At 45.2% G+C, this 22,458-nt stretch carries 21 protein-coding genes, 1 rRNA gene and 1 riboswitch; of the genes, 5 read left to right on the forward strand and 17 right to left on the reverse strand.

Annotated elements, in window-relative coordinates; all coding sequences use genetic code 11:
* Nucleotides 1-67: ribosomal RNA gene (locus R8O10_RS20000) — 16S ribosomal RNA — on the reverse strand; the annotation flags it as partial.
* A gap of 567 nt (nucleotides 68-634) precedes the next feature.
* Here R8O10_RS20000 and R8O10_RS20005 point away from each other — a divergent pair.
* A complete protein-coding gene (locus R8O10_RS20005) occupies nucleotides 635-1,090 on the forward strand; it encodes an RNA-binding protein (RefSeq protein ID WP_017636066.1) in 456 nt (151 codons plus the stop codon).
* Here the strand turns inward: R8O10_RS20005 and murI are convergent.
* From murI to btuB, 3 genes are read right to left on the reverse strand one after another with little or no spacing between them, the layout of a single operon-like run.
* Nucleotides 1,053-1,856: a glutamate racemase gene (gene murI / locus R8O10_RS20010; protein ID WP_047104461.1), complete on the reverse strand. Its 804-nt coding sequence runs from the start codon at nucleotides 1,854-1,856 to the stop codon at nucleotides 1,053-1,055. The genes R8O10_RS20005 and murI overlap by 38 nt on opposite strands.
* Before the next feature lie 31 nt (nucleotides 1,857-1,887).
* A complete protein-coding gene (locus R8O10_RS20015) occupies nucleotides 1,888-2,580 on the reverse strand; it encodes an adenine nucleotide alpha hydrolase (protein ID WP_213870847.1) in 693 nt (230 codons plus the stop codon).
* 59 nt (nucleotides 2,581-2,639) lie between these two features.
* On the reverse strand, nucleotides 2,640-4,475 hold the full coding sequence (btuB, locus tag R8O10_RS20020) for a TonB-dependent vitamin B12 receptor (RefSeq protein ID WP_205391034.1): 1,836 nt from the start codon (nucleotides 4,473-4,475) through the stop codon (nucleotides 2,640-2,642).
* A 55-nt stretch (nucleotides 4,476-4,530) separates the two neighbouring features.
* Nucleotides 4,531-4,731, reverse strand: a riboswitch (cobalamin riboswitch).
* 184 nt (nucleotides 4,732-4,915) lie between these two features.
* Between btuB and trmA the strand changes: the two genes are divergently transcribed.
* On the forward strand, nucleotides 4,916-6,025 hold the full coding sequence (gene trmA, locus R8O10_RS20025) for a tRNA (uridine(54)-C5)-methyltransferase TrmA (RefSeq protein ID WP_017636070.1): 1,110 nt from the start codon (nucleotides 4,916-4,918) through the stop codon (nucleotides 6,023-6,025).
* 66 nt (nucleotides 6,026-6,091) lie between these two features.
* Here trmA and R8O10_RS20030 read toward each other — a convergent pair whose 3' ends face one another.
* On the reverse strand, nucleotides 6,092-6,457 hold the full coding sequence (locus R8O10_RS20030; RefSeq protein ID WP_005378634.1) for a YijD family membrane protein: 366 nt from the start codon (nucleotides 6,455-6,457) through the stop codon (nucleotides 6,092-6,094).
* The gene (gene fabR, locus R8O10_RS20035) at nucleotides 6,457-7,098 is read right to left on the reverse strand and encodes an HTH-type transcriptional repressor FabR (RefSeq protein WP_005378632.1); all 642 of its coding nucleotides are present in this window, start codon (nucleotides 7,096-7,098) and stop codon (nucleotides 6,457-6,459) included. Before fabR ends, R8O10_RS20030 begins: the two co-directional genes overlap by 1 nt.
* Before the next feature lie 263 nt (nucleotides 7,099-7,361).
* Between fabR and sthA the strand changes: the two genes are divergently transcribed.
* Nucleotides 7,362-8,792 carry a Si-specific NAD(P)(+) transhydrogenase gene (sthA, locus tag R8O10_RS20040; protein ID WP_005389689.1) on the forward strand — a complete coding sequence of 477 codons (1,431 nt, stop codon included), beginning with the start codon at nucleotides 7,362-7,364 and terminating at the stop codon, nucleotides 8,790-8,792.
* A 57-nt stretch (nucleotides 8,793-8,849) separates the two neighbouring features.
* Here sthA and dinF read toward each other — a convergent pair whose 3' ends face one another.
* The 3 genes from dinF to lexA form a co-directional block, all read right to left on the reverse strand.
* A complete protein-coding gene (dinF, locus tag R8O10_RS20045; protein ID WP_318191680.1) occupies nucleotides 8,850-10,199 on the reverse strand; it encodes an MATE family efflux transporter DinF in 1,350 nt (449 codons plus the stop codon).
* Nucleotides 10,200-10,254: 55 nt separating this feature from the next.
* The gene (locus R8O10_RS20050) at nucleotides 10,255-11,049 is read right to left on the reverse strand and encodes a class I SAM-dependent methyltransferase (RefSeq protein ID WP_005378679.1); all 795 of its coding nucleotides are present in this window, start codon (nucleotides 11,047-11,049) and stop codon (nucleotides 10,255-10,257) included.
* A 184-nt stretch (nucleotides 11,050-11,233) separates the two neighbouring features.
* Nucleotides 11,234-11,854, reverse strand: a complete 621-nt coding sequence (lexA, locus tag R8O10_RS20055) for a transcriptional repressor LexA (RefSeq protein ID WP_005378682.1) — start codon at nucleotides 11,852-11,854, stop codon at nucleotides 11,234-11,236.
* Between the two features lie 368 nt (nucleotides 11,855-12,222).
* Here lexA and plsB point away from each other — a divergent pair, with 368 nt between their 5' ends.
* Nucleotides 12,223-14,649 carry a glycerol-3-phosphate 1-O-acyltransferase PlsB gene (gene plsB / locus R8O10_RS20060; protein WP_033907264.1) on the forward strand — a complete coding sequence of 809 codons (2,427 nt, stop codon included), beginning with the start codon at nucleotides 12,223-12,225 and terminating at the stop codon, nucleotides 14,647-14,649.
* Between the two features lie 64 nt (nucleotides 14,650-14,713).
* On the opposite strand, the gene ubiA is transcribed toward plsB, so the two are convergent.
* Entirely contained in the window at nucleotides 14,714-15,568 is an 855-nt protein-coding gene (gene ubiA / locus R8O10_RS20065) for a 4-hydroxybenzoate octaprenyltransferase (RefSeq protein WP_285334649.1), read from the reverse strand.
* Nucleotides 15,569-16,108: a chorismate lyase gene (locus R8O10_RS20070; RefSeq protein WP_005378686.1), complete on the reverse strand. Its 540-nt coding sequence runs from the start codon at nucleotides 16,106-16,108 to the stop codon at nucleotides 15,569-15,571.
* Between the two features lie 161 nt (nucleotides 16,109-16,269).
* Between R8O10_RS20070 and R8O10_RS20075 the strand changes: the two genes are divergently transcribed.
* Entirely contained in the window at nucleotides 16,270-16,680 is a 411-nt protein-coding gene (locus R8O10_RS20075) for a flagellar basal body-associated protein FliL (protein WP_005378687.1), read from the forward strand.
* Between the two features lie 62 nt (nucleotides 16,681-16,742).
* Here R8O10_RS20075 and glpG read toward each other — a convergent pair whose 3' ends face one another.
* The 6 genes from glpG to ftsY form a co-directional block, all read right to left on the reverse strand.
* Nucleotides 16,743-17,585 carry a rhomboid family intramembrane serine protease GlpG gene (gene glpG / locus R8O10_RS20080; protein ID WP_047103977.1) on the reverse strand — a complete coding sequence of 281 codons (843 nt, stop codon included), beginning with the start codon at nucleotides 17,583-17,585 and terminating at the stop codon, nucleotides 16,743-16,745.
* On the reverse strand, nucleotides 17,585-17,905 hold the full coding sequence (gene glpE, locus R8O10_RS20085) for a thiosulfate sulfurtransferase GlpE (protein WP_005378691.1): 321 nt from the start codon (nucleotides 17,903-17,905) through the stop codon (nucleotides 17,585-17,587). Before glpE ends, glpG begins: the two co-directional genes overlap by 1 nt.
* A gap of 493 nt (nucleotides 17,906-18,398) precedes the next feature.
* Nucleotides 18,399-19,256 carry an RNA polymerase sigma factor RpoH gene (rpoH, locus tag R8O10_RS20090; protein WP_005378693.1) on the reverse strand — a complete coding sequence of 286 codons (858 nt, stop codon included), beginning with the start codon at nucleotides 19,254-19,256 and terminating at the stop codon, nucleotides 18,399-18,401.
* A 176-nt stretch (nucleotides 19,257-19,432) separates the two neighbouring features.
* On the reverse strand, nucleotides 19,433-20,401 hold the full coding sequence (gene ftsX, locus R8O10_RS20095) for a permease-like cell division protein FtsX (protein WP_005378695.1): 969 nt from the start codon (nucleotides 20,399-20,401) through the stop codon (nucleotides 19,433-19,435).
* Nucleotides 20,391-21,065 (reverse strand): cell division ATP-binding protein FtsE, encoded by a 675-nt coding sequence (gene ftsE, locus R8O10_RS20100; RefSeq protein ID WP_005378697.1) that lies wholly within the window; start codon nucleotides 21,063-21,065, stop codon nucleotides 20,391-20,393. Before ftsE ends, ftsX begins: the two co-directional genes overlap by 11 nt.
* 22 nt (nucleotides 21,066-21,087) lie before the next feature.
* Nucleotides 21,088-22,308: a signal recognition particle-docking protein FtsY gene (ftsY, locus tag R8O10_RS20105; RefSeq protein ID WP_064368850.1), complete on the reverse strand. Its 1,221-nt coding sequence runs from the start codon at nucleotides 22,306-22,308 to the stop codon at nucleotides 21,088-21,090.
* Nucleotides 22,309-22,458 lie beyond the last annotated feature (150 nt).

Here is a 22,458-nt window from a genome sequence, read left to right on the forward strand (position 1 = left end):
GCTCGACTTGCATGTGTTAGGCCTGCCGCCAGCGTTCAATCTGAGCCATGATCAAACTCTTCAATTTAAGATTTTGTCGGCTCAATGAATACTGAACATTACATAAGTAATGTTTGAATTGACTGTGCTGAGTCTTTCGACTCAATGGTCACTTCGTATCATTGAAACCTAATTTGATACCGCTTTCCGTTAAGAAAGAAACATCTAATTGGATTATCATCAACGAGTGCCCACACAGATTGATAGGTTCTTATTTTTAAAGAGCTTTTCTAACATTTTCAGCAACTTAGTTGCTCGTCGTTAGGGGTGCGTATCTTACTTCACACCGTGAGAGAGTCAAGCATTTTTTCAAATTCTTTTTTCTCTCTTCCCGACTCGCTGTGTGACTTTCGTCTCACTCCGTGTCGGTGGATGCGCAGTATAGGGGGTTGAGAAATTAGTACAAGCGTTTTTTGCAAATAAAAAACCAACCGGTCACAAATTATCCAAAAGTGCGATATTTGCATATTTCTTCGTCACATTTGAGACATATCACAGCAATTGGTTGGAAAAACACCAACCATATACGTAAGATTCATGTGTCTATTCTGTTAATGGACAATCGATCTCTTTATCACTATGTGTAGTAATTAAAATGACGTCTAAAAAAAATCTGATTTTATGTGTTGGGCTGGCCATCGTTGGGGGAATCATCTTCTCTCAATTCATCATCCCACCAGCCTTGAGCTTCCTCATTGGTGTTATCGCTACTGCTTTTCTTTTTTCATTTTCTAGCAAAACACCTGTTCTTCAATCTTCGGATCCTGATCCTTCAACTAAAACGCTATATGTCGGCAACCTTCCTTATAAGGCCAATGAGAGTCATGTTCGCGATTTGTTTGCTGAATATGGACAGGTCTATGCGGTACGCTTAATGAAAGATAAGCGTACTGGAAAAAGAAGAGGGTTTGGTTTTGTAGTGATGGCTGCGGCAGATGCCAAGCCAGCTATCGCTAAACTTAATGAAAAGGAATATATGGAGAGAACGCTAAAAGTGAGAATTGCGAACGATCCTAAACATCCGGATGGTGGTAAACCTGAACAGGATTAAAACCTAGCTTCTTTAAACAAATGTTCAGTGCATCTTCCTGCCAAGGAGTTGCACTGGCATAAATCGACTTACTTCCCTCTTCTGTATCCTCAATTTCATCACTTAATAGCAATGCTTTTACTCGACGTGCAATCGCTGCGCCTGAATCAATTAAAGTAACGTCCCCACCCAAAGCTTGATGAATTTCCTCTTTGATTAAAGGGAAGTGAGTACAACCGAGCACCGCAACATCGACTTTATCGCGAAGGGGAAGCAGGATATTTGTCAGTTCGTCGAGAGAAACGCTGTTGCCCCGCAACTTCTCTTCGGCCATATCTACCAAGCGAGTTGATCCCACCAGCTCAACTGGTTTGCCTTGCGCAAAGTCCCGTATTAACTCGTGAGTATATTGGCGTGTTACTGTCGCCGGAGTGGCGATCAGCCCTACCCCTTTTGATGCTAAAAGCGATGCGGGTTTAATCGCAGGGACAACACCAACAACGGGAATCGATAAATTTTCGCGTAAGGAAGGAAGCACTATGGTGCTCGCCGTGTTGCAAGCAATGACGACAATGTCGACTTGGTGTTCTTCGACTAAAGAAGAGACCAGTTGGTTAACTCGTGAAACGAGTACAGCCTGATCGAGTTCACCATAAGGGTAAGCCTGATTATCGAATAAGTATAAGTAGTCTAGCTGGGGCAATAGGCGATGTATCTCTTGGAATACAGAAAGACCACCAACACCAGAGTCAAAAACTAGGACTTTTTTCTTACTTGCTACTCGCACGAGTCTTACCTAAAGAACAGAAACGTTGCGATCATACTGCGTAGATTTGTTTTGGCAATGCTTTAGCATGGTATCTTTGATGGCTGAATCTATCTCCAGATTCTACATCTCGCTTCGTCAACTCGATATGTCCTTGAAAAGATGGCGAACACGTGACCAATGTGTGAAATTCACCATTTTCCCCACAGGGATCAATTTGACTTGGTAATGACTCTATTAGGGCTTTGTCATACCAGCGACCACACCATTCTGGAGGGAGAACTCTTCCGTCGATGGTGATTAACATAGTTTGAATACCACGCTCTATGATTTCCATCGCTAGTTTTTCGCTGCTCTCCCCTAATAGAGGAAAGACGCATTCCCAGCCAACAGGTTCAATATAGCTGCGTCGGTAATCGGCAATGCCATTACAAAACATATCACCAAATGCGACAGCTTCTATGTTCAGACCACTACTTTGTAATGCATTAACGATGGTCGATTGATAAATGTCGTTACTTGGAAAGATTTCAGGTAGCTCGATAGTAATGAGCGGAAGCGCAAGTAAGTCTGCTTGCATTTGTACGACTTCAAGCGGAGTTGCTTGGAAAGGGACTTCTTTCCCTACGTAAGTCGTGTACAAACCGACAACTTGATAATTTGGATTCTCGTTAAGGCGCTCAAGCGTTAATGTCGAATCTTTACCACTGGACCAACTGATCACCACTCGCTTGGGTTTCTTCATTCGATTTTCCACCACAAAATATTAAAAACCGCCCGAAGGCGGTTTGTACTCATTCACGATTAGAATTCGTAGCCAACGTTGAGATAGTACGCTCGCTCTGCAGCAGGGTAACCTTTTGCCATCTCATACTCTTCATCAAGTAGATTATCGATACGAGCGCTAATAGAGGTCGACTCATTCGGATAGTAAGTCACCGCCGTATCAACCAACGAGTAAGAAGAAAGCGTAATATCTTGTGAAGGCCAAGTGCTGTAATCCACATCTGGACGCTTACCGACGTACTGATAGCTAACCGACCAATCCACTTTATCGAAGCTCACTAAAGTATTCCACTTATACATTTCTTTAGCGCGGCGCTGCAACTGATGCCCTTTATCGTCTTCTGCATCTTTATAATCTGCACTCAACTGGTGCTGCACAATCCCTGTGTCAAACTCAGCAACAAGCTCCACACCTTGGATATGTGTTTCACCATCGACATTCAAATATTTGTATGTGGTTGGATGGTAATCGATAAGATTCGTGATTTTATAGTCATAACCCGTCACGGACCAAAAAACGCCTTGGACATCACCGCTGAATGCTAGCTCCCAAGCATCTGACTCTTCCGGCTTCAGATCTTTCTCACCGTATGTTGGGTCATACTGTTGATATAGGTTTGGAGCCTTAAACGCAGTACCAAAAGAGGCTTTAACCCCAAACTCTGGTACAAACTGGTAACCAGCCGCTAAACTGTAAGTGAACTCACTACCGTATTCTTCGTTATCATCAAGGCGAGCACTGCCCTCGAGCATTGCTTTATCAATACTAGTGGTTGCCATACCAAACAGAGCGCCATTGGTCCGATCAAACGTTTTATTCGCACTCTTGTCTTTATAAGACTCGTTGCGCCAATCAATACCACCAGCAAACGTCGTATTGTTGTTTAGCAAGTAACTGTTGGTCCACTGGACATTTTGCTGCTCAAGTTCATCTTCAGTACCTGAGTGTTTGCCTTTTGCTTGCTCATAGTTCCAAGACTTCTGTTTCTGTGCCGTTACTTGCAGTTCTGACATCACATTATCAGACTGATACTTACCGCCCAGAGTGACAGAAAGATCGTCTTTTTCTGCTTCGTAGTAACCGCGACTGCCGTAGCTGCTGTCATATTGATAAACATTTTCGTAAGCACGTAGGTTACCAAATGCAGACCACTGGTCATTGAAGTTGTGCACGTAACCTAGCAGACCATTCTTTGTATCAAAGCCATGGCGATCGCCGTCATTAACTCCCGGTACAGGACGAACGTTATAACCATCATCACTTTCACTACCAAGCGCGATATTTAGCTGGCCGCTCTCTGTGACTTTAATACCAGATGCCACACTCAATTCCTGGTAATCTAAGCTGCCTAAACCCGCACTTAACTTCGTTCCTTCTTCGTCAGCACGCGCAATGGTGATGATATTGATCACGCCACCAATCGCTTCTGAGCCGTAAAGTGACGCACGCGCACCACGCACGTACTCAATACGTTGAACGTAAGTAAGTGGGATTTGGTTAAAGTCCACAGCGCCCTTCGCTGCTCGTGCAAAACGTACGCCATCAACCAGTACTAAAACTTGGTCGGAACTGGTTCCACGAACAAATAAAGACGCTAACTGACCACGACCACCATTTTGTGAAACTTGAATTCCGGTAAGGCGACGCAATACATCTGGTAGGGTTTTCGCTTGAATGCGATCGATGTCTTGTCGAGTAACTACTTCGACATCTGCCAACGTACGGCTTTCGGCTTGCTCAAAACGGTTTGCAGTAACAACGATGGTTTCGTCAGTGGAGGTTTCTTGGGCCTGTAGATAAGAGACAGGTGAAAGCAGCGATGCCAAAGTGATCGCCAGTGCGGATTTTCTCATTGTATTGTCCTAAATCGCGTAATTCCTTCCGAGCCCTGTCATCATGACAGTCCAGTGCTGTGGCTCAGTTGTTGGCAGGTATTCGGACTCAAGAGCACGGGTGTACCGCCTACTTGCTCGACTTCCCACATAAACTAATGCAGTGTCTGATGAGCGTTCGTTCTCTTTTACCGCTGCGCGTCAGTTCTGGATTCACACCAGATTCCCATTTCAGCCATCTAGATTGCTAGATAGCACCAACTTGAGGCAAATATTATTCAGCTATTGATTATTTGTCCAGCCAATATTGCCCTTAGAAGTTGTAACGTTTTGATTGGTTTTGCTTTCTACTCTGCCTGTACGCACTATCTTTAAATCAATTCCAGTACAAAACTGGACATCCTATTGAGATTGAATAAAATCTGCGCTCTTAAATTGAATGCACCATAAAAGGTAAGATCATGGCTACTCTTGATGTAAACCCACAACGCTACCAAGAACAACTGGCTGAAAAAGTCGAACGTCTCACTGATATGTTCGCGCCATACAACGTGCCAGAACTGGAAGTGTTTGAATCACCAGAGCAGCATTACCGTATGCGTGCTGAGTTCCGTGTTTGGCATGAAGGCGAAGATCTTTACTACATCATGTTCAACCAAGAGACTCGTGAGAAATACCGCGTAGACCAATTCCCAGCAGCCAGCCGTCTGATCAACGATTTGATGCCGCTATTGGTTGAAGCGATGAAAGACAACGACTCACTACGTCGTAAACTGTTCCAAGTGGATTTCCTATCGACGCTAAGTGGTGAGATTCTGGTTTCACTCCTTTACCATCGCCAACTTGATGAAGAGTGGATTGAAAACGCGAAAGCCCTTAAACAGCGTTTAAATGATGAAGGCTTCAATCTAAACATCATTGGTCGTGCTCGTAAGATGAAGATTGTCCTAGACCGCGACTACGTGATCGAGAAGCTCGATGTAAATGGTCAAAGCTACATCTACCAACAAGTAGAGAACAGCTTCACTCAGCCGAACGGCAAAGTCGCAGAGAAGATGCTGGAATGGGCTGTCGACTGTACCCAAGAAAGCACTGGTGACCTACTAGAACTTTACTGTGGTAACGGTAACTTCTCGCTGGCGTTGGCACAGAATTTCGACCGCGTACTGGCAACTGAGCTAGCGAAGCCATCTGTGGTATCTGCACAGTACAACATCGCTGCCAATAAGATTGATAACGTACAAATCTTACGTCTATCAGCAGAGGAATTTACTCAAGCGATCGAAGGTAAGCGTGAATTCCGTCGTCTACAAGATGCAGGTGTAGATCTGAAGAGCTACAACTGCAATACGATTTTTGTCGACCCACCACGTGCTGGGATGGATGTCGATACTTGTAAAATGGTGCAAGGTTACGAGCGCATCATGTACATCTCTTGTAACCCTGAAACTCTAAAAGAGAACTTGGACACTCTATGCGAAACACACAACGTAACGCGTTTTGCTCTGTTTGACCAATTCCCTTATACCCACCATATGGAAGCGGGCGTGCTATTGGAACGCAAAGCGTAACCCACTGCGTCAAATACAAAAAAAGCGAGCTCAATGGCTCGCTTTTTTGTATTTGATTCGTTTTGCTTATTCCGCAGAAGTCTTCTTGCTGACAAAACCTAACTTCTTACCAATCCATGCGAGTAAGATCATTGAAACCATGATCGCAAAGAAGTTTGAGCCTGCTTCTGGGTATTGCGCTTTAATAAACGCAGAGTGGCCAAACGCACCTACGAAGAAACACGCCAAGCCAACTAATGGGATATCTTCTGATACCGGATTATTTAGGTACTCTTGGTAAAGAGCTTGTACAGCCAGTACGAGTGCAATCAATGGGAAGATTGAAAAAGACACTTCACTCATGGTCAACCATGACAACAAAGCATCACCACACATACCTGCAACCAGTGCCAAAATCAGCGTTTTCTTTTCAGATTTATTTCCATTCGACATTATTCTATCCCGCCTTTTAATCGGTTACGTTCACGTTCTTTGCGATACCAATAGGCCCCTTTGGCTATCATTCGCAATTGCATGATCAATCGCTCGGCGAGTTCATCGCGCTCACGTCGATCTAAATCTAAAGCTTCAGCCCCCGAACTGAAAACCAAAGTCACAGACGCTTCTGCTTGAGTATACGCCTCTTCTCTGGTCACGCCGGTGCTCATTAAATACTCGGTTAATTCTGCCGCAAAATGCTGGATTTCTCGAGCAACAGCGGTACGAAATTCAGCAGAAGTGCCGGAGCGCTCACGCAACAACAAACGAAAAACGTTCGGACTACTTTCAATGAATTCCATAAAGGTTTCGACCGAGGTACGAATTACGCTACCTTCTTTCACAATACGTTGACGCGCCTGACGCATCAGTTGGCGTAGTAGCAAACCGCCTTCATCAACCATGGTTAAGCCTAGCTCATCCATATCTTTGAAGTGACGATAAAAAGAAGTCGGTGCAATCCCTGCCTCTCGGGCGACTTCTCGCAAGCTAAGGCTGGAAAAGCTGCGATCCGCACTTAACTGACTAAATGCCGCATCGATCAATGATCGACGTGTCTTCTCTTTTTGCTGTGCGCGGATTCCCATCGATTTCATTCTTAACTTGCTCTTTTTCTATAGGGTACAAGAGCCTCAATATAACGCAATTTGCTCCTACGGAGAAAGATATGTTGCTTCGCTCGCTCTGAGCGCCGAGAACGTTACTATTGGCATGCATCTAATTGCAATGCTCTCGATGCAATTTATAGACATACAACATACCAAATCACCCTTTTGGTCGATTCTGCGTGATCACTTCCACTCTCTAACAGGCATGACGTGTACCAATAGAGTAAATGAGTTAAAATCGCGCTAAAGCAATGTTAAGCAAATATAACAAGGAAGGCATCATGGCGCATGTTAATCACTATGACGTGATCGTAATCGGTAGTGGCCCTGGCGGAGAAGGGGCTGCAATGGGATTAACCAAAGCGGGACTGAATGTTGCCATTGTCGAGAAAGAAAGCAGTGTCGGCGGCGGTTGTACTCACTGGGGTACTATTCCATCAAAAGCACTGCGTCATGCCGTTAGCCGCATCATCGAATTTAATAGCAACCCGCTATTTTGTCGAAACAACACCAGCGTTCATGCAACATTTTCTGACATTTTAGGTCATGCTAAATCGGTCATTGATAAGCAAACTCGACTTCGTCAGGGCTTTTATGACCGTAACTCATGCACACTTTTGTTCGGAACCGCGCGATTTATCGATAACTACTCAATTGCAGTGATGCAAAGCGACGGTACAGAAGAAATCTATTCTGCGGATAAGTTTGTCATCGCGACGGGTTCTCGCCCGTATCAGCCTAACGACGTAGATTTCTTGCATGAGCGCATCTACGACAGTGATTCCATTTTGAGCCTGAAACACGACCCTCGCCATATCATCATTTACGGTGCGGGCGTTATCGGTTGTGAGTACGCCTCTATCTTCCGCGGCCTTGGAGTGAAAACCGACCTTATCAATACCCGCGACCGCTTGTTGGAGTTTTTGGATAACGAAGTGTCAGATGCGCTGTCTTACCACTTCTGGAACAGCGGTGTGGTAATTCGTAATGATGAGACCTATGAAAAAATCGAAGGCACAGAAGATGGCGTGATTATTCACCTACAATCTGGCAAGAAGATGAAGGCAGACTGCTTGTTGTATGCGAATGGTCGAACAGGTAACACCGATAAGTTGAATTTGGGTGCAGTGGGTCTGGAAGCGGACTCTCGCGGACAACTAAAAGTAAACCGTAACTACCAAACCGATATCGAACACATTTACGCTGTAGGCGATGTCATCGGTTACCCTAGCCTTGCAAGCGCCGCTTATGACCAAGGGCGATTTGTCGCACAAGCCATTACGAAAGGTCAGGCAGAAAACTACCTGATTGATGATATTCCAACGGGTATCTACACCATCCCAGAGATTAGCTCTGTGGGTAAAACCGAGCAAGAGCTAACAGCTGCGAAAGTACCGTATGAAGTAGGACGCTCTTCGTTCAAGCATCTAGCTCGTGCACAGATCGCAGGGAAAGACATCGGTAGCTTGAAGATATTGTTCCATCGTGAAACCAAAGAAATTTTAGGGATTCACTGTTTTGGCGAACGTGCCGCGGAAATTATCCACATCGGTCAAGCCATTATGGAGCAAAAAGGCTCAGCGAATACCATCGAGTATTTCGTCAATACCACCTTCAACTATCCAACAATGGCCGAAGCGTATCGTGTCGCTGCGTTGAATGGTTTGAACCGCTTGTTCTAATCTATGCTTCTTGATAGCAGACAGAAAAACAGCAGGCTTGGACCTGCTGTTTTTATATCAACATTGTGCTAGGAAGGTATCCTTGTGCCATTGGTAGAGAAAGATAACCCCTAAACCAATACCCCGCATCAACATAAAGCTCGTCATTGCAAACCACAGCGCGTGATTTTCCCACTCGGCGAATAAGTAAAAGACAACGAAGAAACTGCTGGTCGCGACAAACATACTATTGCGCATGTCTTTGCCTTTGGTTGCACCGACAAAAATGCCATCCAATAGAAAGCACCACATCGACGCAAGTGGCATCACCACCAGCCAAGGTAGATACACCGCTGCTTGCTGTTGGACCGTCTCAATTGAAGTGATCATGGCGATCAACTCCGATCCCGCCAAACCAAAGAGCGCGGTCAGTCCTAAGCAAATAACCAAACTCCAAAAGAAAGTGCCGACAAGCGATGCACTCAATTGTTGCCTATCTTTGGCACCAATCGCCTTCCCGACCATGGCCTCCATCGCATAAGCAAAGCCATCCATGCCATACGAGATAATCATCAGGAAGCTCATCAGAACCACATTTGCAGCGACAACCTCATCACCCAAGCTCGCGCCTTGGAACGTCATAAAGCTAAAAGCCGCTTGCAGACACAAAGAGCGTAAGAAAATATCGCGATTCAATTTCACGAATCGCCCTAAACCGTGTTGAGTGCTGGCTAGCAACTTTTGAGGTGATGGTAATTGCCTCTCTCGCCAGGTTTTCCAGACACACATGAGACCAAAACCCATGCCAGAGTAGTCAGCAATCACCGATGCCAGCGCAGCGCCTTCTACTTTCCACCCCAAACCAATCACAAACAACAAATCGAGGGCAATATTAGTCACGTTGGTGATGATCACCATCCACATTGGTGCTTTGGAATTTTGCGTTCCGAGCAGCCACCCCAACAACACAAAGTTCATTAGCGCAGCGGGGGCACTCCACACACGGATAGAGAAATATTGCATACCGTAGTGTTTTACCTCTGCGCTGGCGTCACTCCAACCAAAGATCAAATCAGCTATCGGGGTATGGGCAATAAGGAAGACTAACGCAAACAGCAGCGCCATAAGTGAGCCTTGCATAAACACCAAGGCAAGTTGCTTTCGGTCTTCACCGCCATAGGACTGCGCCGCCAACCCAGTAGTCGACATACGCAAAAAACCAAGCAGCCAAAACGTCACGCTGATCATGGTGCTGCCCAACGCAACACCACCCAAATACCAAGCGTGGTCTAGATGACCAATCACCGCAGCATCGACCAAACCGAGCAATGGAACAGTAATATTCGACAGCACCATAGGTATAGCTAAAGCTAAGACTTGGCGATGAACTTTTGGGTTAGATAAAGGAGAGAAGATTGAATTTGTCACAGGCACCTCATCAGTAAGATCGACGAGTGTACCTGAGCGCTTAACGACTAGCCAATTACCACTTGATATGAACGAGTACTGGCGTGAGGCGATGCTTCAACATTGGAATCTTATTAAGCCAACGCTGCCAAGCTTTCCAACGAGAACAGAATCTATCGAATGGCGAGAAAGCTTTCACCCACTGTGCCCATGGTAACCATTGCAATATCTGTGCTGCAGGCGCTTCAAAGCCATGAGCATAACGATCAGAGCCAAGCTTTTGTCCCCACTTGGTTTCCGTTAAATCTCCTGCCAGCACCATACACAGTTCAGCAGAAACAAAATGTCGACCTAAGGTTTGAATAAATTTCGCGACTTGACGCTCTGTGCAATCGAGCAGTGCCATTTCACATAAAATGAGTACCGGTGCTTGCTCTGGAATGGCTAACGTCTCTAGCCACGACATTTCATCCACACTGCCACAGCGATGTTCATAACGTTCATTTTTGTGGAACAAACGCTGACGCCATACCAAATTTTCCGTCACATCCAGCTCTATCCAATGGCAGCGTCCATTATCCAAACGATAAAAGCGGGTATCCAACCCCGCTCCGACATTGATTATCCAAGCATCGGGATACTGCTGTAAGAAGTGACTAACCTGCTGGTCACAAAGCTGAGTCAGCGTCACGTGCAGCAATTGCTTCTGCGCAATATCACCACTCAAACAATCCGGCGCCATCTTACAGCTCAAACACGCTTTAGCAGCTATCGGATCGTACACCAAGCCATTGTCGACCATGCTTTCACGGCTACGCAATAACAGTGGCTTTAATAAATGGTTAGGAACTTGATGTTTAGACTGAGACATGGGCATTTCCTGCGCCAGAGAGAAAACATAGACATTAATAAAGATGATAATGAATATCAATTACATTATCAAGCTTATAAATTGGTCAAAACAAACAAGGTCAAGATGATGAGCAAGCTTTTGGAGGAAGTAGAAAAAGAGAAAAGACAAAACAGCCCAGATGAACTGGGCTGCTTAAACACACTTACATCCAATCGGTATTGCGAATAATACCAACGGCTAAGCCTTCAATCGTAAGGTGCTGAGACGTTAAGTCCACTTGGATTGGGGCAAACTCTTCATTCTCAGCATGCAGTAATATGGTTGAACCTTTGCGCTCCAAACGCTTCACAGTCACATCATCATCAACACGCGCAACGACAACTTGACCGTCTCTCACATCTTGGGTTTTATGCACCGCGAGCAAATCGCCATCCATAATCCCGATGTCTTTCATACTCTCGCCATTTACACGAAGTAAGAAATCCGCTTGCGGTTTGAACATCGCAGGATCGACTTGGTAGTGCGCCTCTACGTGCTCTTGAGCCAGAATTGGCTCACCCGCTGCGACTTGACCAATCAAAGGCAAACCCTGCTCATCATTGGCTGCGTCTTCAAGCAGGATACGAATCCCACGAGAAGCGCCTGGAATAATTTCAATTGCTTGCTTACGAGCAAGCGCTTTTAGGTGTTCCTCTGCGGCATTCGCAGAGCGGAAGCCAAGCTCACGCGCAATCTCTGCACGAGTTGGTGGCATTCCGGTGTCGTCGATTTTACTTTTAATCAAATCGAAGACTTGTTGTTGGCGTGGCGTTAACGGCTTCATGTCTCACCTGTCTTTTTATACAGTTAACTGTGAGTATATCCAGTAAATGCTCAAATGAAAACCCAATTGGTTGTTTTTTAATTTATTTGTGGGGAGCTTTCAGCTTACCAATTAAGTTCATTCTTTATTCGTTTAAAACACCGACTTTTCATTTAATCAAGTCAAAGCAATAACTTAGGGGTTCGACTAATTTACAGCCAATAAAATTAAAAGGTTTGACCAGTTTCTGGTATCCTTGCAGCGCTTAAATTTTATCGCCTAGGCTTATTTCTATTGCCGTACTCATCTCTTTTTATAGAGAAGACATGCAAAGCGGAAACTGAAATAAGGTTAGGCCTGTTTGAATACCTATTGAGGCTGTGAACTTTATGTCTTCTGGACAATCATTTTCACGTTCATTACTAAAACTACCTTTATCGGTACTGGTAAAGGGCACCGCAATCCCGTCGAACCCGATTGAAGATCTGAACATCGACCTAACTAAACCGATTGTATATGCCCTGCCGTTCCGCTCGAACGTGGATTTGCTGACACTGCAAAAACAAGCCATGAGCCTTGGTCTACCCGACCCGCTCAGCCCGCTGGAAATCAATGGCAAAACGCTGAACCGTTTCGTCTTTATCGCTGCGCGTCCAACTGTGATGAACAACGATAATGATGTCCCAACCGATTCTGTCTCTCTGTTCACTGACTTACTGGAACTGCACAAGCTGGATAGTGAGTTGGATGTTCAAATGATCCCTGCAACCGTGCTTTGGGGGCGTAAGCCAGGTAAAGAAGAGAACCAAAAGCCTTACCTTCAACCGATGAATGGTCCGCAAAAAGCCAAAGCGGTAATGGCGGCGGGACGCGACTGCTTAGTTCGCTTTAGTCCCGTGGTATCTCTGCGTTATATGGCAGACTCTCACGGTACCGACAGCGCAATTGCGCACAAACTGGCTCGCGTGGCGCGTATCCACTTCTCACGCCAGAAACTGGCTGCTTCAGGCCCAAACCTGCCACAACGCCAAGTGTTGTTTGCTCGTTTACTAAAGTCTCCAGCTATTGAACTGGCGATTGCTGACGAAGCCAAGAGCAAAAACATCTCGATTGATAAGGCACGTAAAGAAGCCCACGACATCATGGATGAAATCGCCGCCGACTTCTCCTACAGTCTGGTGAAAAACGGCGACCGCATCCTGAGTTGGTTATGGACAAAACTATACCAAGGTTTGCACATCAATAACGCCTCGACTGTGCGTCGTTTAGCGCAAGACGGCCACGAAATTGTGTACGTTCCTTGTCACCGTAGTCACATGGACTACCTGCTTTTGTCTTATGTTTTATACCATGAAGGCATGGTACCTCCGCACATTGCGGCAGGCATTAACTTGAACTTCTTCCCGGCCGGTCCTCTTTTCCGTCGTGGTGGGGCGTTCTTTATTCGTCGTAGTTTTAAAGGCAACAAACTGTACTCAACCATTTTCCGTGAGTATCTAGCTGAGCTGTTTGCCAAAGGCTATTCAGTCGAGTACTTCAGTGAGGGTGGTCGTTCACGTACAGGTCGCTTACTGCAAGCGAAAACGGGTATGCTGGCTATGACCATCCAAGCAATGCTACGTGGTCTAAACCGCCCAGTAACACTAGTGCCGGTCTACATCGGTTACGAGCACGTAATGGAAGTAGGCACTTACGCGAAAGAGCTGCGTGGCAAACGCAAAGAGAAAGAAAACGCAGGGCTTGTACTGCGTACTCTGCGTAAACTGCGTAACTTTGGTTTGGGCTATGTGAACTTCGGTGAGCCAATTCAGCTCAACCAATACTTGAACGAGCATGCTCCTGAGTGGACGAAAGACATCGACAGCATGGGTGGTAACAAACCACAATGGATGAATCCTGTGGTCAACGACCTTGCTAATAAGATGATGACGCACATCAATGATGCGGCGGCAGCAAACGCGTTGACCTTGTGTGCAACCGCACTGCTTGCTTCTCGTCAACGTGCACTTTCTCGTGACTCGCTGATCAATCAGATCGAGTGTTACTTAAAGCTACTCAAAAATAATCCGTACTCAAGCACCTCCACTATCCCTACCGAAAGTGCTGAGGAGTTGGTTGATCATGCAATTTCGCTTGATAAGTTCGTGATTGAAACCGATAGCATGGGTGACATCATTTCGCTGGACCGTAGCCAATCGATCCTGATGACTTACTATCGCAACAACATCATTCACTTGTTCGCTCTGCCGTCATTAATTGCCCAAATGCTCATTCGTCAGCGCAACCTTTCGGTAGCCAAGATTCAAGCTAATGTCGCGCAAATCTACCCATTCTTGAAGAAAGAGCTGTTCTTAAGTTACCAAGAAGACGAGTTGGATGAATTGGTCGTTAAAACACTGCATGAATTTGCCGATCAGAAAATGATTAGTCTTGATGGTGATAAGCTGGAAATCAATCAATCGAACAACCAGCCTTTGGTTCTGCTAGGTCGTACGATAACTGAAACGCTGCAACGCTACTCTATCGCGATGAACTTGCTTGTTGCTTACCCTGAGCTGGGTAAATCGGACCTAGAGCAGAAGAGCCAAGATATTGCTCAGCGCCTAGGGCGTTTGCACGGTATTAATGCGCCAGAATTCTTCGATAAAGGTGTGTTTACCGCCATGTTCAATACGCTCAAACAGCAAAAATACCTCGATAACGATGGTAACTGTGACACGAAGAAAACGCAGCAATTTGCACGACTACTGTTCACTCTGCTTTATCCAGAAGTGAAACTGACGATCGAAGAGAGTATTCACCAACTTCGGTCGTAACCGTTTTACCTTCTTCCAATAAGAAAAAAGGCATCCAATCGGATGCCTTTTTCTATTTCTTCGCTTACCAAAATGCGACCAGTAACCCTATCGCTATCACCATGCCAACATAATTGTTGTTAAGGAAAGCCTTAAAGCACAACTCACGCTCACGGTGACGAATTAAGTGCTGCTGATAAACAAACAACGACGCTGCAATCAAAAGGGTCCAGTAGTAACTTTGTCCCAATTGATATAACAGCCCTAACCAAACCAACATCGCGAGTGTAATCAGTTGCAACACACCAATAATAAGCTTGTCATGACGACCAAACAGAATTGCCGTCGATTTAATGCCAATCTTTAGATCATCATCTCGGTCTACCATCGCATATTGAGTGTCGTACGCAATGGTCCACAAAGCGTTAATGAGGAACAAAAACCAAACAATTAATGGTAATTCCCCAGTTTGTGCAGCCCACGCCATTGGAATCGCCCAGCTAAAAGCCAAGCCTAAAAATAGCTGTGGAATATGAGTGTAACGCTTCATAAATGGATAGATGAACGCCAACACAATACCAGCGAAGGATAGCTGAATCGTCAGCGGGTTCATGGTCAGCACTAACAAAAACGAGCTGATACCCAAAACCAAAAATAATCCAATCGCCTCTTTTGCTGTCACTTTCCCTGATGGCAGTGGACGTTGCTTAGTACGCTTTACATGGCCGTCGACTTTGCGATCTGCAAAATCATTAATCACGCACCCCGCACTACGCATTAGGAATACCCCCAATACAAACACGATGAATACATCCCAACTTGGCATCCCTTGGGCTGAGATAATTAGCGCCCAAATCGTTGGCCACATCAGTAACAGTGAACCAATCGGGCGATCCATGCGCATCAGTTGCCAATATGCTTTGGCTTTTTCTGCGGACATTTACACTGTCTCCTTAGCGTAAACTGGTGAATTAGATAAGAATAACTCAGCAACTAGCATCGGTTTGTGATTCATCCACAACCTTGAGCGTCGCGCTAACAAACGTCCTTCTGGTACGGCTACCCATCCCATTTGTAAAGAGTCTCGCTCAACGTTATCTGCGCTGAACACCGTTAGTCCTAATGGGATATCCCCTTGTTGAGCCAAATCATACTGCTGATCAACTAAGGTTGAACGAGGAATCAATGTCCGCCCAATAACCCAGTTATTATTGTCACCGCACAAAATTACCTCTCTCAGTAAGCAATCTTGTTCGGACAATAACTGGCTTTCGTCCTGTTTTAATGTCGCTGCAGTGACGATCTGATTTTGTAGCAATTCTACCGTTAACGCTTGGCAGTGCTGTTTTAAACGACGTGACAAAGACCCTTGCTCTTCAAGCCAATGCTTGGCAAATTCATTTGGAAATTCGAATTCTTCGGGGTTTTGCCACTCTACTTCCAATAAAGAAGCAAGATAGAGTGATGTTGGCTGATTCATACTAGTATTCAATTGGAGGCTTTATGCGTACAATAAAGCAACAACTTACCGTCCATAGTAATGTATGTAACCGTAAGTTCCGTTATTTGTTATAGACGGCCCATTGTATCAAGACTGAAGCGATTCGAATATCGCGATCCAGAGAAAGAAAAGTTAGAAATATGTACAAACGTTATATAGCCCAAATTATTTTTGCGTTAACCATACTATTCGCCGCACCAAGTTGGGCTGAAACGGAAGAAGCTGGACCTAAGTTGGCATACTTTACCCTAGAGCCTGACCTCACTACTAACTTTTACACCAAAGGCAAAAAGTTAGGTTATGTGCAAGTGCGCATCGACATCATGGTAATGAGTCAACAAGATTTATCAGTTGTTGAGCATCACCAACCTTTGATTCGCGATGCAGTGATTGAATTATTGGGTAAGCAAACAGAAGATACGATTAAGTCCCTGTCTGGCCGAGAAGATCTGCGCAAAACCTTAGTGACGACCCTCAACGAAACGCTTTTGCCTGAAACAGGTAAAACCATCATTGCCGATTTGTTGTTTACAAAATACCTTTATCAATAAACCCAAATCCGTTTTGAACATAAAAAAGACCGCTCTTGAGCGGTCTTTTCATTTCATCTGCTTTAGGCTTGCTGTTGGTATTTCATCTTGCCTGAATCAAACAGCGCAATCGCCATCCCCGACAGTAGCCCAACTAAGTGAGCGGTGTTTGCAATCGCCATAAATGGCTGCACAAAACCAAGAACTAACCATACCAACATAAAGACGATGATTGGCTTGGGTAGCGTAAGGCCTAAATGTGGCAAGCGGTAACCCAATATCCACAAATAACCAAGCAGTGCATAGACCACGCCAGACAAGCCGCCGAAGTTAGCCCCTTCAACATAGAACTGGCCTGCCCCTGAAAACGCTGCCGACACCACAAAGAGTTGCAATAGCTTACCGGAACCGAGACGACGTTCGATGTCGCCACCCAACTGCCACCACCATAGTAAGTTAAACACGATGTGAGTTACTGAAAAGTGCAGTAACGCATGACTTAGCCATCGCCACACTTGCCATTGTTGCCCCTCAAAAGCCGGGAAGTGCAACAACTTAAACACGCCATTGCCAAAGCCAAACATTTGTAACAAGTAGATGATGATACAGACTGTCATGATCAGCAAAGTCATGGGGCCAGCTTTCGCTTTGACCATGCTTATGATACTCGGGCTGGAATAATGAAATGTGCTCTTACGAGTATCGGCAACGTCCCACGAGGCGGCGCTGTATTTTGAATCAGACGGGTTAGCAAGGAACAGCTTAAGTTCGGCTTCCGCTTCTATTTCATGCTGGCTATCAGTCAGCCACAGCGCAAATTGCCCATCCCCTTCTGGCATCATTTCGATGTCAATTTGGCGAGAGGCCATATAATCAATAAAGGCTTGCGCCATACGTGGATTATTTAACGTTACCAATCTCTTCATTAACTTCTCACTATCGGTAGTTCTGCTCGATGCCAGGCTTCAAAGCCACCATCTACACTGTACACCTGTTCAAAGCCTTGGTTAACCAAATATTGCGCCGCACCTTGGCTACTAATACCGTGGTAACACATCACTAAAATAGGTTGTTCGAACTCCACTTCATCCATAAACGCAACGATCGTATCGTTAGTTAAGTGATACGCGGACTCCGCATGCGCAACGGCAAACGATTGAGGGTCACGGATATCTACAAGCTTCGCATCACCCTGCTCGAGCAGCGCTTGCGCACCTTGTACATCGATATGCTTAAACTGATCCATTTACTTTCTCATTGTCTTATTAATATACCCAAGCAACCTCGAACCTAACGTACTAATCAGCACCCGTGGTACAGCATAAAATCCATATTTGAAGCTGCTTGGGTATACTGCCGCTATTGTAACCTATCCAACGGCAAACTTAGACACATGGATAATCAGGGTTTTCAAAAGTGTACACATTCCAACCATTTGTGGATAAAGCTGTGAATTGCGTTGATAAAGTGTATTTGGATCTTTTGATCCACAATATGTAGTGATGATCCTGATCTAACTGTGTGTATATCTATAACTATCCCCAGATGGAAAAGTGCTTGAATCCCTTATTTTGTCCGGGTTTCGAACAGTTGATAAATAATTACTTCACAGAGTTATACACAGGTAGCACATAAAATCCGGATCGCAAACGCTATCGATTTTCGATCGACAATAAAAAAGCCGAGATCACATGATCTCGGCTTTCTATGAAAATCTTACTTTCAATTAGCAGTGGAAATTAAAATTCACCCACGGCCAATTTTAGTTTCTTCATTGCATTTTTTTCTAGCTGGCGAATACGCTCGGCAGAAACACCGAACTCATCAGCTAAGTCTTGCAATGTTGCTTTCTCATCATCTAACCAACGAGAACGCACGATGCGCTGACTACGCTCATCCAAACTCGCTAATGCATGACCCAAGCGATTGTTGGTGTGCATTTCCCAGTTGGCGGCTTCAATGTTGTCGGCCACATCAGACGATTTGTCTTCTAGGTATAGCATCGGCGCTGTGTAAGCGTTTGAACTGTCGTCTTCATCAGTTGGCATATCAAAGGTTGAATCCACCGCCGCTAAGCGTGATTCCATCTCGCGAACTTCAGAAGGCTCAACACCTAACTCGCGCGCAACGGTTTCCACTTCACCGTTGTTAAACCAACCCAAGCGCTTTTTCGACTTACGCAGGTTGAAGAACAATTTACGTTGCGCTTTAGTGGTCGCAATTTTCACGATACGCCAGTTACGTAGCACGTATTCGTGGATCTCTGCTTTGATCCAGTGGACAGCAAAAGAAACCAAGCGAACCCCTACTTCTGGGTTAAAACGCTTAACGGCTTTCATTAGACCGATGTTACCCTCTTGCACAAGATCCGCCATCGGCAAACCGTAGCCAGAGTAACCACGAGCAACGTGAACAACGAATCGTAGGTGCGAAAGAATTAGACCTTTTGCAGCCTCAATCTCACCTTTATAGTGTAATCGTTCTGCCAGCTCACGCTCTTCGTCTGCAGTCAGCATTGGGTAGCTGTTTACTGAGCGAATATAGCTATCAAGGCTATCTTGCGTGACTAGAGCCATCGGATACGCTTCTTTTGTCATTCAATTCCTCATCAATCTCTGATCTGGAGCATTACATTGCAATTTAGCTTCGATATCTTGAACTCAAAATGAACAAGTTTCAAGAAGGGGAAGCAATTATCCATAAACATTTGGTCTAAGCAAGGGTTCAAAATTAGCTAGTGCTAATGAAATCCAAGTAATAAGACCGCCATCACTTAAACTGGTTCAATTTCTTTTAAATGTCGTTGCGCAGAAAAACGCGCCGCAATACATCCCAAAAGACTCCCAATGATGATTAATAACAAAGATTCATCCCAACTTAGACCAATCAGGCGGAACTGGCTATCGTACAACGCAGCAAGGTCTTCCACCGCACTATTCATGACAATGGTCACTAAAGCCGTTACCAACCACGCAATAGTGGCACCTAACACGCCAAACCACATGCCTGTGTACAAGTAAGGGCGCAGAATAAAACTGTCCGTCGCACCGATCAGTTTCATGGTTTGAATCTCTTCTTTATTCGCCAGCACATTAAATCGCAATGTATTGCCAACGATTAAAAATACCGCACCGAGCATCAGTACTGTCAGGGTAATGACAATAATACTCGCGAGAGTTTTGATGGCATCAAGACGCGCCAGCCAGTCTTCGTCAAGTCTCACGTCGGTCACATCTTGTTGCTCTCGAACGTCTTTGGCTAATGACTGAATATCACTTTTTAGCTCCGAATCTGGCGTAATCACCAACACACCAGGTAGCGCATAGCCACTTAAAAGGCTGATAGCTTGGTCGAACCCTGCATATTGGCTTAAATCAGATAGACCTTGTTGCGGTGAAATATATTCTACCTCTTTTACCAAAGGCCAAGTTTCAATTTGATCTTTGAGAACCATCACTCGTGCATCCGGCATGCCTTCAACTAAGTAAGCACTAACTTGTGAAGGAGAAGCGACATCTTCCGCTGCCCCCGCAACGTTTTTCCCCAATAGATACAAACAAGCTGGCATGGCAAGTGCCATGGAGATGACCGCTAGAGTCAGAATGTTGCCTAGTGGTCGTTGCCATAAGGCGCTAAAAGAGGATTTAGCTTGTTTTGCGTGGACAGAGAAAAAACCATCGGTATTCGCACGCTTGGCACTGCGGCCTTTCCCCTTCTTTTGGGAGTGCTTGTTACCTGCCATAGTCTTCTACCTCACTTAGGAAGCCTTGGTTCAATTCAAAATGACGATACTGTGGGCGAGTGTTTACTAACCCCACATCGTGCGTGGCAAGTAGGATAGTCACGCCCGCACGGTTAAATTCTTCGAATAGACGCAACACACGGTTGGATAATTCTGGGTCAAGGTTACCCGTAGGCTCATCAGCCACCAGCAACGTTGGTCGATTAACCACAGCACGGGCAATACCGACGCGCTGTTGCTCACCACCAGAAAGTTGACTAGGTAGACAACGAGCTTTATCGAGTAAGCCCGTTTTATCTAACGCCGCAGAAACACGGCGTTTGATTTCGTTTTCAGAAATCGATTCGATACGCATTGGCAGAGCGACATTGTCGTACACACTGCGATCCATCAATAGGCGATGATCTTGAAAAACAATCCCAATATTGCGGCGCAAAAAAGGGATGTCTTTGCCTGGAATACGCGTGATGTCGTGGCCATTAAAATGGATTTTGCCATCGGTTGGTCGCTCTATCGCGCAGATCAATTTCAGCAAGGTACTTTTACCAGCCCCGGAATGTCCGCCTAAAAACGCCATTTCACCGCGCCTCAGGTGAAAATCGACTTTTTGCAGTGCTTGTCGACCACCTCGGTAAGCTTTGCTTACTTGCTGAAATTTGATCACCGTTGATTTCCTCTAACTCTTTTTATTCTTCACGACTAAACAGTGCGTCAATAAACTCTTGAGTTTCAAATGGACGCAAGTCTTCGATACCTTCACCCACACCAATGTAACGAATTGGAATACCGAACTGATCAGCAATAGCGAAAATTACGCCGCCCTTGGCTGTACCATCCAGCTTAGTCAAAGTAATCCCGGTTAGAGGGGCAACATCACTGAAAAGTTTCGCTTGGCTAATGGCATTTTGTCCTGTACCTGCATCAAGCGTTAGCATGATCTCATGTGGTGCAGAGTCATCAATTTTCTTCATCACACGTACAATCTTACGCAGCTCTTCCATTAGGTTCGCTTTGTTCTGTAGACGACCTGCTGTATCAGCAATCACCACATCCACACCACGTGCTTTTGCCGCTTCAATCGCATCATAGATAACAGAGGCACTGTCTGCGCCAGTATGTTGAGCAATCACAGGAACATTATTACGTTCACCCCACACTTGTAGCTGCTCAACCGCTGCGGCACGGAAAGTATCGCCCGCTGCAAGCATCACTTTTTTGCCTTGAGTTTGGAACTGCTTCGCTAACTTACCGATGGTCGTGGTTTTACCCACGCCATTTACACCCACCATCAAGATGACGTAAGGCGTTTTGTTGCTATCGATTTCTAGTGGCTGTTCAACTTTAGAAAGAATCTCAGCCATTTCTTCTTTCAACAAACCATAAAGGGCTTCGCCGTCTTTCAGATCGCCACGTGTGGCTTTTTCTGTCAGGTTGTTGATGATTTTTGTTGTGGTATTCATGCCCACATCAGCAATAAGCAGTTGCTCTTCTAGCTCTTCAAATAAGTCTTCATCGATTTTCTTACCGCTGAACAGACCGAAGAAGCCAGCACCAATATTTGCTTTTGTTCGGCTTAGGCTGCGTTTAAGACGAGCAAAAAAACTTTCTGTTGGCTTTTCTTGTTCTTGAACACGAGGCGCGGCCGATACGACTTCTGGCTCTTCTGCTTCTGCTTCTGCTTCTGCTTCTGCTTCTGCTTCTGCTGGGGCAGCCTCTGATTGTTTCGCTTCTTCTTCAAGTTCTGGCGTTGCTTCCGCTTGCTCAGCAACCGCTTCGGTTTGCTGCTCTTCAGAAGGCGCTTCCACTGCTTCTTCTTTTACTGTTTCTTCAGTTTTTGGTTTTGGGCTTTGTTCTTCGTCACCAAAACCTAGCCACGAAAGTAATCCGCGCTTCTTTTTTTCCGTCATCTGGGGCTATCCTAGATTGTTCTTTTATCTATTAATGACTCTTTTTTGACAAGATTATTATCTGTCTAAAAAAGGCTAATGACAAAGTTCTGAAAACTTTCCGATTAGGTAATTCTAATCTTATTAGTGTTACACTCTGTCATCTTGAAT

Origin of the sequence: Vibrio sp. 1727 (assembly GCF_033344415.1) — a bacterium.
In the GTDB taxonomy this organism is placed as follows: Bacteria; Pseudomonadota; Gammaproteobacteria; order Enterobacterales; family Vibrionaceae; genus Vibrio; species Vibrio alginolyticus.